13 protein-coding genes and 1 riboswitch are annotated in these 15,450 nt (G+C 71.5%); of the genes, 6 read left to right on the top strand and 7 right to left on the bottom strand.

Annotated features, from left to right (window positions below; all coding sequences use genetic code 11):
• Genes AB0H62_RS33985 through AB0H62_RS33975 form a run of 3 tightly spaced genes read right to left on the bottom strand, consistent with a single transcriptional unit; the run spans position 1 to position 3,686 of the window.
• Positions 1 to 1,011 carry an ABC transporter ATP-binding protein gene (locus tag AB0H62_RS33985; RefSeq protein WP_220244071.1) on the bottom strand — a complete coding sequence of 337 codons (1,011 nt, stop codon included), beginning with the start codon at positions 1,009 to 1,011 and terminating at the stop codon, positions 1 to 3.
• On the bottom strand, positions 1,012 to 2,652 hold the full coding sequence (locus AB0H62_RS33980) for an iron ABC transporter permease (protein WP_360590650.1): 1,641 nt from the start codon (positions 2,650 to 2,652) through the stop codon (positions 1,012 to 1,014). It abuts the gene before it with no gap.
• Positions 2,628 to 3,686 (bottom strand): thiamine ABC transporter substrate-binding protein, encoded by a 1,059-nt coding sequence (locus AB0H62_RS33975; protein WP_220244073.1) that lies wholly within the window; start codon positions 3,684 to 3,686, stop codon positions 2,628 to 2,630. Before AB0H62_RS33975 ends, AB0H62_RS33980 begins: the two co-directional genes overlap by 25 nt.
• Before the next feature lie 23 nt (positions 3,687 to 3,709).
• Positions 3,710 to 3,823, bottom strand: a riboswitch (TPP riboswitch).
• Positions 3,824 to 3,856: 33 nt separating this feature from the next.
• Here AB0H62_RS33975 and AB0H62_RS33970 point away from each other — a divergent pair.
• Entirely contained in the window at positions 3,857 to 4,144 is a 288-nt protein-coding gene (locus tag AB0H62_RS33970; protein WP_220244074.1) for a 4a-hydroxytetrahydrobiopterin dehydratase, read from the top strand.
• Positions 4,145 to 4,561: 417 nt separating this feature from the next.
• On the top strand, positions 4,562 to 4,969 hold the full coding sequence (locus AB0H62_RS33965; protein WP_220244075.1) for a hypothetical protein: 408 nt from the start codon (positions 4,562 to 4,564) through the stop codon (positions 4,967 to 4,969).
• Positions 4,970 to 5,098: 129 nt separating this feature from the next.
• On the opposite strand, the gene AB0H62_RS33960 is transcribed toward AB0H62_RS33965, so the two are convergent.
• Both AB0H62_RS33960 and ychF read right to left on the bottom strand, forming a co-directional pair.
• A complete protein-coding gene (locus AB0H62_RS33960) occupies positions 5,099 to 5,419 on the bottom strand; it encodes a hypothetical protein (protein WP_220244076.1) in 321 nt (106 codons plus the stop codon).
• 25 nt (positions 5,420 to 5,444) lie between these two features.
• The gene (gene ychF, locus AB0H62_RS33955; protein WP_220244077.1) at positions 5,445 to 6,527 is read right to left on the bottom strand and encodes a redox-regulated ATPase YchF; all 1,083 of its coding nucleotides are present in this window, start codon (positions 6,525 to 6,527) and stop codon (positions 5,445 to 5,447) included.
• Between the two features lie 102 nt (positions 6,528 to 6,629).
• Here ychF and AB0H62_RS33950 point away from each other — a divergent pair, with 102 nt between their 5' ends.
• Both AB0H62_RS33950 and AB0H62_RS33945 read left to right on the top strand, forming a co-directional pair.
• Positions 6,630 to 8,060, top strand: coding sequence for an AlkA N-terminal domain-containing protein (locus AB0H62_RS33950; RefSeq protein ID WP_360590647.1), 1,431 nt, complete (start codon positions 6,630 to 6,632; stop codon positions 8,058 to 8,060).
• Positions 8,057 to 8,557, top strand: coding sequence for a methylated-DNA--[protein]-cysteine S-methyltransferase (locus AB0H62_RS33945; RefSeq protein ID WP_360590645.1), 501 nt, complete (start codon positions 8,057 to 8,059; stop codon positions 8,555 to 8,557). The genes AB0H62_RS33950 and AB0H62_RS33945 overlap by 4 nt, the downstream gene beginning before the upstream one ends.
• Before the next feature lie 223 nt (positions 8,558 to 8,780).
• Here the strand turns inward: AB0H62_RS33945 and AB0H62_RS33940 are convergent, their stop codons facing one another.
• Complete coding sequence (locus AB0H62_RS33940) at positions 8,781 to 11,744, bottom strand: SMC family ATPase (RefSeq protein WP_360590643.1); 2,964 nt, start codon at positions 11,742 to 11,744, stop codon at positions 8,781 to 8,783.
• Complete coding sequence (locus AB0H62_RS33935; RefSeq protein ID WP_360590641.1) at positions 11,741 to 12,895, bottom strand: exonuclease SbcCD subunit D C-terminal domain-containing protein; 1,155 nt, start codon at positions 12,893 to 12,895, stop codon at positions 11,741 to 11,743. Before AB0H62_RS33935 ends, AB0H62_RS33940 begins: the two co-directional genes overlap by 4 nt.
• A gap of 249 nt (positions 12,896 to 13,144) precedes the next feature.
• Between AB0H62_RS33935 and rmuC the strand changes: the two genes are divergently transcribed.
• Both rmuC and AB0H62_RS33925 read left to right on the top strand, forming a co-directional pair.
• Positions 13,145 to 14,059 carry a DNA recombination protein RmuC gene (gene rmuC, locus AB0H62_RS33930; RefSeq protein ID WP_360590639.1) on the top strand — a complete coding sequence of 305 codons (915 nt, stop codon included), beginning with the start codon at positions 13,145 to 13,147 and terminating at the stop codon, positions 14,057 to 14,059.
• Between the two features lie 767 nt (positions 14,060 to 14,826).
• A partial coding sequence (locus tag AB0H62_RS33925; RefSeq protein ID WP_360590637.1) for a DUF6542 domain-containing protein occupies positions 14,827 to 15,450 on the top strand: 624 nt, incomplete at its 3' end.

The raw sequence follows: 15,450 nt of genomic DNA, 5'->3' as shown, positions 1-15,450 counted from the left end.
TCAGCCGACGATCGCGATCCCGTCCGGGTCCAGTGCGAGCCGGACGGGATCGCCCGCACGCAAGTCGGCCGTGACGGGGGCGACGGCATCCACGGTGTCCTTTTCGGACAGTCGCACGACCAGCCTGAGGTGCTCCCGGCGGTGCACCGCGGCCGTCACCTCGCCGGTCACTCCGGTTTCGGCCACCCGCAACGCATGTGGCCGCAAACCGAGCCGCACCGGACCGTCTTCGGGCTCCGGGAGCACGACGTCACCGAGATCGGTGTGCACGACCCCGCCCGCGGCCACCCCGTCGACGAACGACGTGGCGCCGAGGAACTTCGCGACGTCGTCGTCGGCCGGGTTGCGCCACACCGACCGCACGGCGCCCTCTTGCCGGATCTCGCCGGCGTCGAGCACGGCCACGCGGTCGGCGAGCGTGAACGCCTCTTCTTGATCATGTGTGACCAGCAGCGCGGTGATTTTGCTGCGCCGCAACAGGTCCGCGAGGTCGATGGCCAGCTGCTCACGCAGCCCCGCGTCGAGGCCGGAGAGCGGTTCGTCGAGCAGCAGCAGCCGCGGTTCGGGCGCGAGGGCGCGGGCCAGGGCCACGCGCTGGGCCTGGCCGCCCGACAGCTCGGTGACGCGCCGACGCTCGAATCCCTTGAGCCCCACCAGTTCCAGCAGCTCTTCGACGCGCGCTCGGTGTTTCGCTTTGGGGATCCCGTGCATGCGCAGGCCGAACGCGATGTTCGCGGCGACGTCGCGGTGCGGGAAGAGCTGGCCGTCCTGGAACACCAGCCCGAACCCGCGCCGGTGCACGGGCACGGTGGCGAGGTCGGTGCCGTCCCAGCTCACGGAACCGGACGTCATGGGCTCGAGGCCGGTGATGGCGCGCAGCAGCGTCGACTTGCCGGAACCGGACGGGCCGAGCAGGGCCAGCACCTCGCCGTCGGTGATGTCGAGGCGCGCGTCGCGCACCGCGGCGAACGAGCCGTAGTGGACCGTGAGATCCCGCACTGTGAGCGCCATCTAGAACTCCCCCACCGTGCCGTGCCCGCGAACCGAGCCGAACCGGTCGATCAGCGCGACGGCCGCCACCGTCACGATCATGAGCAGCGCGCACGCGGCGTACGCCATCTGGTTGTTGAGCTCGCCCGGGCGCGAGATGAGCGTCGCGACGGCCACGGGCAACGTCGGCGCGTCGGGCCGGGCGAGGAAGCTCGTGGCGCCGAACTCGCCGAGCGCCACCACGTAGCCGAACCCGGCAGCCGCGACGAGCGAACGCGCGGTGAGCGGCAGGTCGATCTCACGCCACACGCGCGCCGGGCTAGCCCCGAGCGTCGACGCGGCCTGGCGCAGCCGCACGTCGACGGCGCGCAGCACCGGCAGGATCATCCGCATGACCAGCGGGATGATCACCAGCGCCTGCGCGAGCGGAACGAGCAGCGGTGACGTGCGCAGGTCGCCGGGCAGCGCGTCGAGCGTCACGAGGTAACCGAAGCCGACCGTCACGGCGGAGACGCCGAGCGGCAGCATGAGGGCGGCGTCCATCGTCTCGCCCATGCCGCGGGCGAGGCGGCCGGGTGCGCGGCGCAGGGCGACAAGCACCACGCTGGCCAGCACGCCGACGGTCATCGCGAGCAGCGTCGCGTCGGTGGCCGCGGCGAGCGAGTTCTTGGCGGCGACCCAGCCGCTGACCTGCAGCGCGTCGTCCGTGCCGGTGCCGGCGAGGGCGCGGAACCCGGCGAGGCTCCACCCGTCCGGTGTGGACACCGACTCCACCAGCAGCGCGACGATCGGCGTCATCAGCAGTGCGATCACGACCGTGGCGGCACCGACCGTCCACCATTCGCCTTTTCTCGGCCGCCGGGGAGCGGACTGCTTGAGCTTCACGGCGTTCTCGCGGCGCTTTCGGGCGATCGCGCCGAGTGCGAGCGCGGCGAGGACGGCGGCGAACTGGATGAGCGACAGCGCGGCCGCTCCGGAGAGGTCCAGCAGGTCGACCGTGCGCAGGTAGATCTCGGTCTCGAGCGTGCGGTAGCGGCCGCCGCCGAGGATGAGCACCACGCCGAAACTGGTGGCGCAGAACAGGAACACGACCGCCGCGGCCGACGCGACGGCCGGACCGAGCGCGGGCAACGTCACCGTGCGGAAGGCCCGCCACGGCGAGGCACCCAACGCGCGGGCGGCCTCCGTCGCCCGCGGGTCGAGGTAGCTCCACAGCCCGGCGACGGTCCGGGCGACCACGGCGACGTTGAAAAACGCGTTGGCCAGGACCAGCGGCAACACGCCACCGTCGGGCCACAACGCGCGGAACGCGAGCCCGACGACCACCGTCGGCAGCACGAACGGCACCAGCACCAGCGTGCGCGCCAGCCCGACGCCCGGCAGCTTCACACGCGCGAGCACGTACGCCACCGGCAGCCCCGCGACCACGGCGACGACCGTCGAAGCGGCGGCGCTGACCAGCGTGAACGCGGCGAGCTGCCAAGTCTGCGCGTCGGCCAAGACCGTGTCGACGCCGCCCGCCGAGAAGCCGCGGCCGAGGATCGCGACGACCGGCCAGGCGAAAAACACGACCAGGAACGCGACGGGCAGCAGGCCGAGCAGCGCCAGGCCCGCCGTGCGCGCGGTCTGCACCTGCGTTACGCGCCCATGAGCGAGCGCCATTCACCGATCCACTTCTCACGGCCGGCCTGGATCTGGTCGGCGGGCAGAGTCGCGGGGTCCTGCGGCAGCGGCGCGGCCGCGGCCCAGCCGGCGGGCAGGTCGACGCCCTCGCGGGCCGGGTAGACGTACATGTTGGCCGCGACCGTCGACTGGAACTGCTGCGAGAGCAGGAAGTCGACCACCTTCTGGGCCTGCGGTACCTGCTTGGTGTTCGCGAGGACGCCGGCGTACTCGATCTGGCGGAAGCACGTGTCGAGCAGGGCCTTGGTGCGCGGCTTGCCGTCGTCGCCGATCTCGGCGGCCGGCGAGGACGCGTACGAGACCACGATCGGGCGCGGGCCTTTGCCCGAGGAGCCGGAGAAGTCCTTCGTGTAGGCCTCTTCCCAGCCGCTGTCGACCTTGACGCCGTTGGCCTTGAGCTTGGCCCAGTAGTCGTGCCAGCCCTGCTCGCCGTACTTCGCCACGGTGCCCAGCAGGAACGCCAGCCCGGGCGACGCCGTGGCGGGGCTCTCGGCGACGGTGAGGTCCTTGTACTTCGGGTCGGCGAGGTCGTCGTACGTCTTGGGTTCCGGCAGGTGCTTGCTCGCGAAGTACGCGGGGTCGATGTTGACGCAGACGTCGCCGACATCAACGGCACTCAGGCGGTGCTGTGGGTCCACCGAGTACCGCTGCGGCCCGCGGTCGGCCTCGGGGCTCGTGTACGCCTGGAAGACGCCTTCGTTCAGTGCTCGCGAGGCGAACGTGTTGTCCACGCCGAACGCGACGTCGCCGATCGGGTTCGCCTTGGTGAGCACCAGCTTGTTGGTGAGCTCCCCCGCGTCGCCCGACTTGAGGATCTTGAGCTTGATGCCGGACTGGCGCTGGAACGCGTCGAGCACGTCCTGCGGCGCGACGAACGAGTCGTGGGTGACGAGCGTGACCGTCGGGGTCTGCTGGGCGTCGCCGCCCGAGCTGCCGCCGGACAGCGAGCAGGCACTCGCCAGTGCCGTGACCGTGGCCAGGCCCAGCACCGTGCGTGCGGTCCGCGGAATCATCTGCCCTCCTGCACTTCGCCGTGAGCAAGGAGAGCAGGCCTCCCTGCGCCGGCATGATCCGGATTCAGGTGCGAACGGTCGCGGGTCTCGGGCACCCGCCTCTCAGCCCGGCGTACCGGACTCCCGTGGCAACCGTGCAGCGTAGCCCAAACGGGTTCACCATTGGACACATGGCGCAACTACTGAGCGACTCCGAGATTTCATCCGCCCTGACCACCGTCCCCGACTGGCAGCGCGACGGCGCCACGATCACCCGTTCGGTGACCCTGTCTTCCTTCCCGAACGCCGTGGCCTACGTCGTCCGCGTCGCCGAACTCGCCGAGGCCGCCGACCACCACCCGGACATCGACATCCGCTGGCGCACGGTGACCTTCCGCCTCTCCACCCATTCGGAAGGCGGCCTCACCTCGAAGGACTTCGCCCTCGCCGCTCAGATCGACGCCGCGCTCACCGTGTGACGCGCCCTACTGTCGCGACACCTTCCGCGGGCTGACACGTCCCCCTTTCGTACGTTCCACGAGGAGGGACCCCTTTTCATGACCCAGGCAATCGTCGTCGGCACCATCGCGTTCACCCTGATGGTGGCCTCCGCCGGCGCGGTCCTGTGGCGCACTTTCCGCGCCCACCGTGATCTCGACCACAGGCCGTAACACCACCCTTGATCAGCGCGCTATTCCAGCGGAATCCGCCCGCCCCGCCCCCGCTAGGACACGCGATGAACAACTCGCCCACCACCCTCTCGCCCACCCAGCGCGCCTGGATCACCCTGCTCGCCACGGCGTTCACGCTGGCGGTTCTGGTGGTGCTCGGCCTGCTGGGCTGAGCCTTCTTTTCACCCTTCGAAACACCGGACGGTTCGGTGCCGACGACTCGGCATGAACCGTTCGTCCGTCGCGTGCGCGGCAGCCGTGGTGTTCCTGGCTGCCGCGTCCTGCGCACGGCCCACTGACCCGCCGCCGGCGCCGGTGTCGACCTCGGCGCCTCCTGCCGCTCCGGTTTCGCCGACCTCGCTGTCACCTTCGCCGACCCCACCGGCGCCTACGACGGCCCCGCCGACGTCGACCTCCACGCCACGGACCACCCGGACATCGCCCAAACCCCGGATCCGCGACACCAGCCCCGGCTGCGGTCAACGAGCCGTCAACGCACGCAAGTTCAACCCCAGCTGCAAGGAATACCAGGGCTACCTCGACCCCGGCGGCCCCGGCCGCGGCAAAACCTCCGGCGAAACCCAGCGCGACTGGCTGTGCGAACAGGGCCTGCTGCCGAAGAACGAATGCTGAACCACTTCACCGTCGCGGGAACCACGACAACTGAAAAGACCTACGCCACTTCGACGTACTCGCAGTCACCCTGCCCACGACAACGCCTGAAGGTCTGCACCTCAAGCTCAGCCGTTGAACTCCACGAGATCACGGAAGCCGAGCATCGGCACGCTCCTTCATGCGCTTGAACGCGAGATCGGCAATGCGCAGGAGGCGTTCGTAATACGGCCGACCCGCTTCGGGGAACTCGGACAGCGAGTCCTGCAACCTGGCCTCGCAGTCCGCGAGAAAATCCCACTGCTGATCCGGCAGCGTGTGCCCGTCGGCCACCGCCTTCGAGAGGAAGTAGATGTTGGCGTCGATCATCACCGCGCAGACCGAGCCGTAGTCCGCGCCCCGACGGACCGCCGGAGAAGGAAATGGCGTCGCACGATGGTCTTCGAGTGCGGCAGCCAGTTCGTCGATCACCCGTCCAGATTACGGTCGGCGAAGCTCAGACGTTGAACCTGAACTCCACCACATCACCGTCCGCCATCAGATAATCCTTGCCCTCCATCCGCACCTTCCCCGCGGCGCGCGCGGCGGCCATCGAGCCCGCCTCCATCAAATCGGCGTACGACACGATCTCCGCCTTGATGAAGCCGCGCTCGAAGTCCGTGTGGATGACGCCCGCGGCTTGGGGGGCGGTGGCGCCCTTGGGGATCGTCCAGGCGCGGGATTCCTTGGGGCCGGCGGTGAGGTAGGTCTGCAGGCCGAGGGTGTGGAAGCCGGCGCGGGCGAGGGCGTTGAGGCCCGGCTCGGCCTGGCCGACGGACTCCAGCAGCTCGCGCACGGACTCCTCGTCGTCGAGCTCGAGCAGTTCGGATTCGACCTTCGCGTCGAGGAAGACGGCGTCGGCGGGAGCGACAAGCTTCTCCAGCTCGTCGCGGCGACCGGAGTCCGTCAGCACGCCCTCGTCGGCGTTGAAGACGTACAGGAACGGCTTCGTCGTCAGCAGGCTCAGCTCACGCAGCGCCTCGAAGTCCACTTCCTTCTGCGCCTGGAACAGCGTGCGGCCCGCGTCGAGGATTTCCTTGGCGCGCTGCGCGTTCTCGAGTGCCGGGCGCGCTTCCTTCTTGGTGCGCGCCTCCTTCTCGAGGCGTGGCAGGGCCTTGTCGAGCGTCTGCAGGTCGGCGAGGATCAGCTCGGTGTTGATGGTCTCGATGTCGCTCGACGGGTCGATGCGGCCGTCGACGTGGACCACGTCCGGGTCGTCGAACACGCGGATGACCTGGCAGATCGCGTTGGCCTCGCGGATGTTCGCGAGGAACTTGTTGCCCAGCCCGGCACCCTCGGACGCGCCCTTCACGATGCCCGCGATGTCCACAAAGGACACGACAGCCGGCACGATCTTCTCCGAGCTGTACATCTCCGCCAGCTTGTCGAGCCGCGGGTCCGGCAGCGGGACGACGCCGACGTTGGGCTCGATCGTCGCGAACGGGTAGTTCGCGGCGAGCACGTCGTTGCGCGTCAGCGCGTTGAACAGGGTGGACTTGCCGACGTTGGGCAGGCCGACGATACCGAGGGTCAGACTCACGACAGTTGAGTCTACGTGCCCGGCAAACGCCCCGGCCGACCCGGTAACGCCGTGTCGGATTCCCGCCAGCCAAGCCCCCGACCTGCTGGCACCATCGACCACATGGCCACCCAGACCGCCCCGCTCTGGCGCGACACCGAGCGCTGCTACCGGGCCGTCACCGCCCGCGACCAGCGGTTCGACGGCCAGTTCATCATGGCCGTGCGCACCACCGGCATCTACTGCCGCCCGTCGTGCCCGGCGATCACGCCGAAGGCCCGGAACGTGCGGTTCTTCCCCACGTCGGCCGCCGCCCAGGCGAGCGGCTTCCGCGCGTGCCGGCGCTGCCTGCCCGACGCCGTGCCGGGTTCGCCCGACTGGAACGTCCGCGCCGACCTGGCCGCCCGCGCCATGCGCCTGATCTCTGACGGCTTCGTCGAGCGCGAAGGCGTGCCCGGCCTGGCGCGGCGGCTCGGCTACTCGGACCGCCAGCTCGGCCGCGTCCTCACCGCCGAGCTGGGCGCCGGCCCGCTCGCGCTCGCCCGCGCCCACCGCGCCCACTCCGCGCGGCTGCTCATCGAGCTCTCGGCGCTGCCGCTGACCGACGTCGCGTTCGCCGCCGGGTTCTCCAGCATCCGGCAGTTCAACGAGACGATCCGCGAGGTCTTCGCGACGACGCCTTCGCAGCTTCGCGCGGCTTCACTGCGTCGCGGCCGCCGCGCCGAACCAACCGGCTCGACGCGGCTGAGCCTGCGCCTGCCGTTCCGCGCGCCGTTCGACGCACAGGGCGTGCTGCGTTACCACGCATCGCGTGCGTTGCCGGGCGTCGAGGCCGTCGAGGAGAGCGCCGACGGCATCACCGGCTACGGCCGCACGCTGCGGCTTTCCCACGGCCCCGGCCTGGTCTGGCTGAGCCCGCAACCCGACCACGTCCGCTGTGACCTGGCGCTGACCGACCTGCGCGACCTCGGCAGCGCGGTCTCCCGCGTCCGGCGGCTGCTCGACCTCGACGCGGATCCGGAGGCCGTCGCACGCGTTCTCGGCGCGGATCCGGTGCTCGCGCCGCTGGTCACGAAGGTGCCGGGCCTGCGCGTACCCGGCGCGGTCGACGGGCCGGAGCTGGTCCTGCGCGCCGCGCTCGGCTCGGCCGCCGCCTCCGTCGCCGCGCTCGGCCCCCGGGTGCCGCCCGGTGAGCCGCCGATGGACACCCTGACGACGCTGTTCCCCACGCCCGAGATCGTGGCCGCCGCCGAGGTGAAACCGCACGTCAAGGCGGTCGCCTCGGCATTGGCGGACGGCAGTCTCGACCCGCACGTCGGCCGGGATCCGGGTGAGCTGCGGGCGGAGCTGCTCTCGTTCGGCATCGACGCCGACTACGTCCTGATGCGCGTGCTCGGCGCCCCCGACGTCCTGCTCATCACCGACCCCGCCGTGCGCCGCTCCGCCGCCGCCTTCGGCCTCGACCTGCCCGGCGCGGCCCGCGGCTGGCGGCCGTGGAGTTCGTACGCCACCCGTTACCTGCAGGTCTTCGACCCCGAGGAGAACCGCTCGTGAGCACCGCCTTCTGGTCCACTGTGGACACCAAGATCGGCCCCTTCACCGCCGTGGTGGCAGGCGACGGCGCCGTCCTCGCCTCCGGCTGGACCGCCGACGTCGCCGAGCTGACCACGCTCATCTCCCCGTCCCTGTCCCCGGCCACGCTCACCCAGCGCCGCGACCTCGGCCCCGTCACCACGGCCGTGCGCCGCTACCACGCGGGCGAACTGGACGCCGTCGACGACATCAAGGTCCGCCAACGCTCCGGCGCCTTCCGCCAGCACGCGTGGGACATGCTGCGCAAGGTCCCGCCGGGCCGCGCGGTGAGCTACGCCGAGTACGCCACGCTCTCGGGCAGCCCCACGGCCGTCCGCGCCGCCGCGTCGGCCTGCGCCCGCAACGCCGCCGCTCTCTTCGTCCCCTGCCACCGCGTCGTCCGCACCGGCGGCGCGGTGGGCAACTTCCGCTGGGGCATGGACGCGAAGCGCTGGCTGCTCACGCACGAGGCCGCTTGACCTACGCCGGCGACCCACCAGCCATTCGCGACCACGGCAGCTGCCTGGGCTCGGAATGCGGCCGTTCGCTTGACCGGCTGGCACATCAGCACCTTCCGCCAGGCCCGGGCGCCAGGCGCCGCCTGCTCACGAGCGACTCTGCCTGAGCAGGCAGGCCGAACTTCCTCGTCCTCAGCCCCACGGCCCTCCGCGCCGCGGTGCGGAGGCCAACTCTCGCCCTGAGTTACGCCGTGCGGAGTTCGATCCGTGAGCCGGTGCGGGACTTGTGCACGCGCAGGCGGGTCGGGATGCGCTGGCGGAGTTCTTCGACGTGCGAGACGAGGCCGACGACCCGGCCGCCCGCGCGGAGCTCGTCGAGGATGTTCATCACGACGTCGAGGGTTTCGGCATCGAGGGTGCCGAAACCCTCGTCGACGAACAGGGTGTCGAGCAGCGTACCGCCGGTTTCGCCGGCGACGACGTCGGCCAGGCCGAGCGCCAGCGAGAGCGAAGCGAGGAACGATTCGCCGCCCGACAGGGTTTTCGCGGGGCGGACGGCGCCGGAGTAGTCGTCGAGCACGTCGAGGCCGAGGCCGCCGCGAGTGCCGCGTGCGCCGGCCGCGTCGGAGTGCACGAAGGAGTAGCGGCCCTGGCTCATGGTGCGCAGGCGGGCGGTGGCCGCGAGCGCGACTTCCTCCAGCCGGGCGGCGAGCACGTACGACCGCAGTGACATCTTGCGCGAGTTCTGGCCGCGGCCGTTGACCACTTCAGACAGTGCGCGCAGCTCGTCGTATTCCTTCTGGACGGGCTCGAACTCCGCGAGCGCCTTGCCCATCCGCGCGGCCAGCTTCTTCAGCTCGCCGTGCTGTGCCGCCACGGATTTCAGTGCCGCGAACGCCGTGTCCGCCCGTTCGCGCGCGGCCTTCGCCACTTCACCCAGTGGCGCGACCTCGACGACGTCGTCGGGCGAGATGCCGAACAGCTCGGGCTGCGCCAGCAGCTCGCGCGCCCCCGCGGCCGTCGCCTCGGCTTCGGAGAGACCTTGTTCGAGCTTCGAGACCTGCTCGTCGGAACGGACCGCGCCGCGCATCTCTTCCGACGTGGCGAAACCCTTGGCATGCAAGGAGATTTCGACCAGGCCGTGCTGCTCGGCGAGCCGGGACTCCGCACCGCCCACTGCCGTGCGCGCCTCCGCGACGGAATCCAACGCACCCGCCAACGTGAGCAGATGCCGCCGGCGCGCGGTGACGTCGGGGAACTCACCACGCCCTTCGAGCAGCCGCTTCGAGCGTTCGGCCAGCCGTTCCTCCAGCGCGCGGACCTCGGCCTGCGTCTCCGTGACGGCCTGGTCCGCCCGCCGCCGGTGCTCCGCCAGCTGGTCGGCTTCCTGCTCCAGCTTGACGACCTGCCGCGCGAGCTGGTCCTTCCGCGCGGACTGCTCGGACAACGCCCCCACGCCCGCGCGGGCCTCCGTCAGCTCCGCGGCCACGGACTCGGCCGTCCGCTCGCCCAGCCGCTCGCGCAACGCGTCCAGTCGCGCCTTCGCCTCCTCCAGCGCGGACACCACGCGCTGCCGCAGCGCGCCGGCCTTCTGCTCCGACTCCTCCGCGGCCCGTTCCTCGGCGGGGTCCACGAGCTCAGCCCCGTGCCGTGCCGGCGCCGGGTGCTCCGCCGACCCGCACACCGGGCACGGCGCGCCGTCGGCCAGGCTCGCGGCCAGCTCGGCGGCCATGCCCTCCAGCCGACGTTCCCGCAGGTCAAGCCGATGCTGACGAGCCGCCTGGTGCGCGTCCACGACCTCGCGCAGCTTGGCCTCACCGCGCCCGACCTTCGCGACGGCTTCCGGCAGCTCGGCGGCCGCGCGCGAAACGACAGTCAGCTCCTCGACCCGCGCCTTCGCACCGTCCAGCTTCGCCGCTGCTTCGGCCGCCGACGCGGCTTCGCCCCGCACAGCCGTGAGCCGCTCCGGCAGCTCCGCCAGCCGCGTCTGCAGCTTGGTCACCCGCTCGGCCGCCGCACCGGCCGCGGCCTTCCGCTCGTCTCGCCGCTCGGTGTCGACGCGTTGCTGCTCGGCCTCCGCGACCAGCTCGGCGAGCACACCCGCCTCCTCGCGCAGCGATCCGGCGCGCTCACGCAGGTCCGCCGACGCGAGGCCGACAGAGTCGAAACCCAGCCCCCCCAAGGCCCGCGTGTGATCGGCCTCGGCGAGCTGCGCGTCGCCCAGCTCTGAACTCCGCCGTTCCAGCAGCTCGACCTCGGGCACCACGGCCGACGCCCGCCGCGCCGCCGCGATCTCCTCGGTCCACTCCACGCGCTCGGCCGCCGTCTCGGCGATCTGCGCGAGGCGCGTGTGCGCGGTGCGAACGCGGCGGATGCGGTCGGCGTCCTCCTCGGCTTCCCGCAGCGTGGTCTCCGCCTTGGTCGCGGCCGAACGTGCTTGTGCCCCTTCGGTTTCCGCCGCTTCGGCGCGTGCGGCGACCTCCGCGAGCACGGCGTCGACCCACTCCGCCTGATCTTCTTCCGGCGGCTCCTGCTGCGCTTCCTGGGCGTAGCGCGCGACGAGCTCCCGCAGCTCCTGCTGCCGCTTTTCCACCGCCCGCCCCCGTTCGGCGCGCAGGTCTGCGAACCAGCGCTCGACGTCGGAGAACCGCTCGGTGCCGAAGAGGCGCTCCAGCAGCTTCTCGCGCTCGGTGGTGTCGGAGCGCAGGAATTTCGCGAACTCCCCCTGCGGCAACAACACGACCTGGAAGAACTGCGCGGCCGTCATCCCCAGCAGCCGTTCGACGGTGCGCGCGACCTCGTCGATCCGGATGACCCCGTCGGGCGGCAGCCCGGCGGGCGGCTCGCCGACCCAGGTCAGCGACACCTTCGCCTGCTGCGTGGTGAACCCGTCGCCGCGTTTCTTGGCGCGCTGGTACTCCGGGCTGCGCACGATCCGCAGCCGCTGGCGCTGCACCGTCAGCTCCAGCACGACCTCGGTGAGCTGCTCGGGCGCGGCGACGTCGCACCGCAGCCGCTTCACGTCGCCGCGCGCGCCCGGGACCACGCCGAACAGCGCGAAGGCGATGGCGTCGAGCAGCGTGGTCTTGCCGGCGCCAGTGTCGCCGTGCAGCAGGAAGAGGCCGTCCGCGCCGAGCGCGTCGAAATCGACCACCTCGCGGCCCGCGTACGGACCGAACGCCTCGACCTCCAGCAGGTGCAGCCTCACAGCTTCGCCACCGCCGCCCGGTTGGCCGCCTCGAGCGCGAGGAACACCAGCCGTTCCTCGGTTTCCGTGGGGAGCGCGCCGCGGCAGTCGTCGAGGAAGCTGCGGGCGATCTCGATGTCGGTGCGCCCGCGGACGGCGTCGGCGTACTTCAGCTGCGCGCCGGCGAGCCCGCCTTCCGGCTCCCAGTCGAGGTGCACGGCGTACGGAAAACGTTCGCGCAGGCGGCGCATCGCGTCGACCGGGCGCACGCGGTCGGTGACCGTGACCGAGAGGAAGTGGTCGCGCCATTCCTCGTGTTCCGGCGTGTCCAGCAGCTCCTGCAGCTCGCCGCGCAACATCGCGAGCGGGCGCGGCACGGGCAGTTCGTGGCGGCGGACCTCGGCGAGCCCGGCCGCGTCGAGGTCGACGAGCCAGACCGATTTCCGTTGGCGTGCTTCGGAAAACGAGTAGGCCAGCGGGCTGCCGGAGTAGCGAAGGTGCTCGGCGAGGGTCTGCGGGCCGTGGAGGTGGCCGAGTGCGACGTAGTCGACGCCGTCGAAGACGTCACCCGGAACCTGCTCGACGCCGCCGACGGCGATGGTGCGTTCGGATTCGCTGCTCGCGCCGCCCGTGACAAAGGCGTGGGCCAGCACTACGGACCGCGTTTTCGGCCGCGTGGCAAGGTCTTCGCGTACCCGGCGCATGGCTTCGGTGAGCACGCCGGTGTGGCCGCGCGCTTCAGGCACACCGAGGGCGTGGCGCGACGGCTCGGGTTCGAGGTACGGGATGCCGTAGATCGCGACGTCACCGTGTTCGTCGTTCAGCAGCACGGGTTCGGCGAGGCCGGCGATGGTGGCGCGCAGGTGCAGACCGCCGGCCGCCGCGAAGTCCGCGAAGGCGCCCAGCCGCGCCGCGGAGTCGTGGTTGCCGGGCGTGATCACGAGCTGCGCACCGGCCTGGCGGATGCGGCTCATGGCCTTGGTCGCGACTCGGACCGCTTCGGCCGAAGGGACCGCGCGGTCGTAGATGTCGCCTGCCACCACCACGACGTCGACGTGCTCGCTCGTCACGAGCTCGGCGAGGTGGGTGAGGACGGCCTCCTGCTCGGCGAGCAGGTCGGCGCCGTGGAACGTGCGGCCGACGTGCCAGTCGGAGGTGTGAAGGAGTCTCACGGCAACCACGGTAAGAGGCGATCACGACGAAACCGCGGAGACTCGCCGGAGAGCCACTCGAACGTGTGTACGAACCCTATCAGGGCCCTGGTGGACACGCCGACCACCGAACCGGTGAACACGCTGGTCAGCTACGCACCGCGACCGAGCGTGCCGGTTTTTGTCGGTGCGGTCCGCCATGATGTCCGCGTCGATCGGCACCGGCCGTTCCGACCGGTCCGGGTGATGTGGCAGGGAAAGGAGACTCGGGTGGAGACGGTGATCACGACCGCGGCCGTCGTGCTCGCGCTGCTCCTGTGCGTCGCGGTCGCGCTGCTGTGGCGGCTCTACGGCGACGGCATGCGCCGGGCCGACGCGGCGGCGCGACTCGTGGCGGCCGAGCGCGCGAAGAACGACCAGCAGCAGCTGGCGTTGCGGCGGTACGAGGTGGCGTTCGCGTCGATCAGCGGACGCGGCGAGCTCGGTGAGCAGGTGCTGGTCGAGACCGCGCGCGCGTTGGGGCTGCGCGAAGAACTGCACTTCACGCTGCAGACCGACCTGGCGGGCGGCGGCAGTGCGAAGCCGGACATGGTGCTGCGCGTGGGCGGCGGCCGAACTGTGCCCGTCGATGCGAAGGCCAGCATGGCGATCTGGGCCGAGGCCGTGGAGACCGACGATCCCGAGGAACGGCTCGACGCGTTGCGCGCCCACGTGCGCCAGATCCGTTCCCGCGCGGCCGAGCTCGCCGGCAAGGGTTACCAGCGCTGGGCCGACGCGATCTACGGCACGATCATGTTCGTTCCGTCCGACGCGGCCGTGGTCGCCGCGCTCGACACCGATCCGGAGCTGCTGCGCTGGCTGATCGACCGCCGAGTGTTCCTGTGTGGACCCACGGGGTTCGGGGTACTGGCGTCGGCCGCCCTGTTCGCGGCGAGCGACCGGGCGCTGGTGGAGGACGTCGAGCAGGTCCGCGCGGGGGCGGCGGCCGCGCACCGTTCGGCGGGGAACGCGGTCGAGGCGCTGAACCTGACGAGCACGCACCTGCAGCGGTTCCTCTCCGCGCGACGGCGGGAGCTGGAGGCGCTGGAGAGCTTCCGCGCGACGGTGGCACCCCTGACGGACGCGTCGGGGAGCCCTTCGCCGGTGCCGGAGGTACGGAAGGGGGACGAGCTGGCGGCTAGCTGAGGATGGTTCCTTCGCGGCCTTTCGCCGGGCAGCCCCTGCCGGATGGTGGCCGATGGTCTGCGGCTCTGGTGGTCACGCCCGCACGACCTGCAGCGCCCCGACGGACGCGGCCGGCAGCTCATCGCCGGGCCGTCAGTCGTAGCCGCTGGGCCACGGCAACTGGCGGCTGAGCCGGCGGCAAGACGAGGTGAGTGCCTGCTCAGTGCACGCCAGACAGCGTCTGGTGCGCGCGGCTGGTTGCCTGGCGGCTGGGCTCGCACGACCCGCGGCAGGCACCTACCAAGACGCGCCCGGCAGTGCGCCGGACGTACCAAGGGAGCCGAGGCGGCAGCAAGCCGAGACAGCGGCAGCCTGCCCGGCGTGGCTCATGGCCGCGGCAGCTGGGGCCGCACGACTCGTCACGGTGCGTGCCGGTCGTGGCCGGTTCGGGGTCGATGGGGCATTTGCGCTGCCCCGGGTTTGGTTCCGTCGCTGTGAGGCTTCCGGGGAGCGGGAACGTTCCGCGTCGACGACCGCCGCGGCGGGTGCGCGACGGGGCGGCTGGCGTCGAAGCGCCGACGGGACGGTGAGTCGGACCAGACCAGTGGGCTGTATCCGCAGGTCAGGTCACCAGACCACGGACCGGGTGCGGTCCGCGTCGCGACGGCCCGCGAGACACCACGTGTTCCGGCGGCCGGCAACTCACGTCACGCTGCCGGGTGGCTGGTCAGGGCGGTCTTCGGCAGTGGCAGCAAGATCGTGACAAGTAACGGCTACGGTGTTGCCTCGTGACCGCGATACGCGATCGCCAGAGCGATCCTGATGCCGAAGACGCCACCGTGCCCTGGGACGAGCGTCTCGTCGTCGGCGAGAGGCGCGGCCTGCCTTGGTGGGCAGCTGTCCTCGTGGGCTTCGGCCTGGCCGTGCTGGGCGCCATCATCGACGAGAAGACCAAGGGCAGCCTCGACTTTATTTTCAAGGCGGGCTACTTCGTGGGGGCCGTGCTCGCGGTGGGCGCGGTGCAAAGACGCGCTCTGTTCGGACCGATGGTGCAGCCGCCGCTGGTGCTGGCCGTCACGGTGCCCGGTGTGGTGCTCCTGACCGGCGGGTCCAGCTCGGGCAACGACACCCTGTCGAAGCTGCTCAACATCGGCACGCCGCTGATCAACGGCTTCCCGACGATGGCGATCACCACCGGTGTCACGCTGCTGTTCGGGTTCTTCCGCATCTTCCGCGAACGCGACCCCGACGCCGCCGTGAAGCTCAAGGACGGCAAGCCGCCCCGTGGCCGCGAAGACGGCGACGAGCCGCCCGCCCGCCCGCGCACCCGCCCGCCGGGCTCGGGTCGTCCCGCGAGCGCCGGCCAGGCGCCGCCGCCCGCCGGTGCGCGCCGCCCGCCTCGCGACCGCGAC

The sequence above is a fragment of the Amycolatopsis sp. NPDC050768 genome (assembly GCF_040654155.1).
In the GTDB taxonomy this organism is placed as follows: domain Bacteria; phylum Actinomycetota; class Actinomycetes; order Mycobacteriales; family Pseudonocardiaceae; genus Amycolatopsis.
Note: the sequence above shows the minus strand (reverse complement) of the source record. Positions and strands in the feature narration are given on the sequence as shown.

Excerpts from the sequence above, each read along its gene's own strand:
- AB0H62_RS33950 (WP_360590647.1), top strand. The coding sequence starts at position 6,630 with ATGGCCACCCAGACCGCCCCGCTCTGGCGCGACACCGAGCGCTGCTAC.
- AB0H62_RS33970 (WP_220244074.1), top strand. The coding sequence starts at position 3,857 with ATGGCGCAACTACTGAGCGACTCCGAGATTTCATCCGCCCTGACCACC.
- AB0H62_RS33975 (WP_220244073.1), bottom strand. The coding sequence starts at position 3,686 with ATGATTCCGCGGACCGCACGCACGGTGCTGGGCCTGGCCACGGTCACG.
- AB0H62_RS33985 (WP_220244071.1), bottom strand. The coding sequence starts at position 1,011 with ATGGCGCTCACAGTGCGGGATCTCACGGTCCACTACGGCTCGTTCGCC.
- AB0H62_RS33980 (WP_360590650.1), bottom strand. The coding sequence starts at position 2,652 with ATGGCGCTCGCTCATGGGCGCGTAACGCAGGTGCAGACCGCGCGCACG.
- AB0H62_RS33965 (WP_220244075.1), top strand. The coding sequence starts at position 4,562 with ATGAACCGTTCGTCCGTCGCGTGCGCGGCAGCCGTGGTGTTCCTGGCT.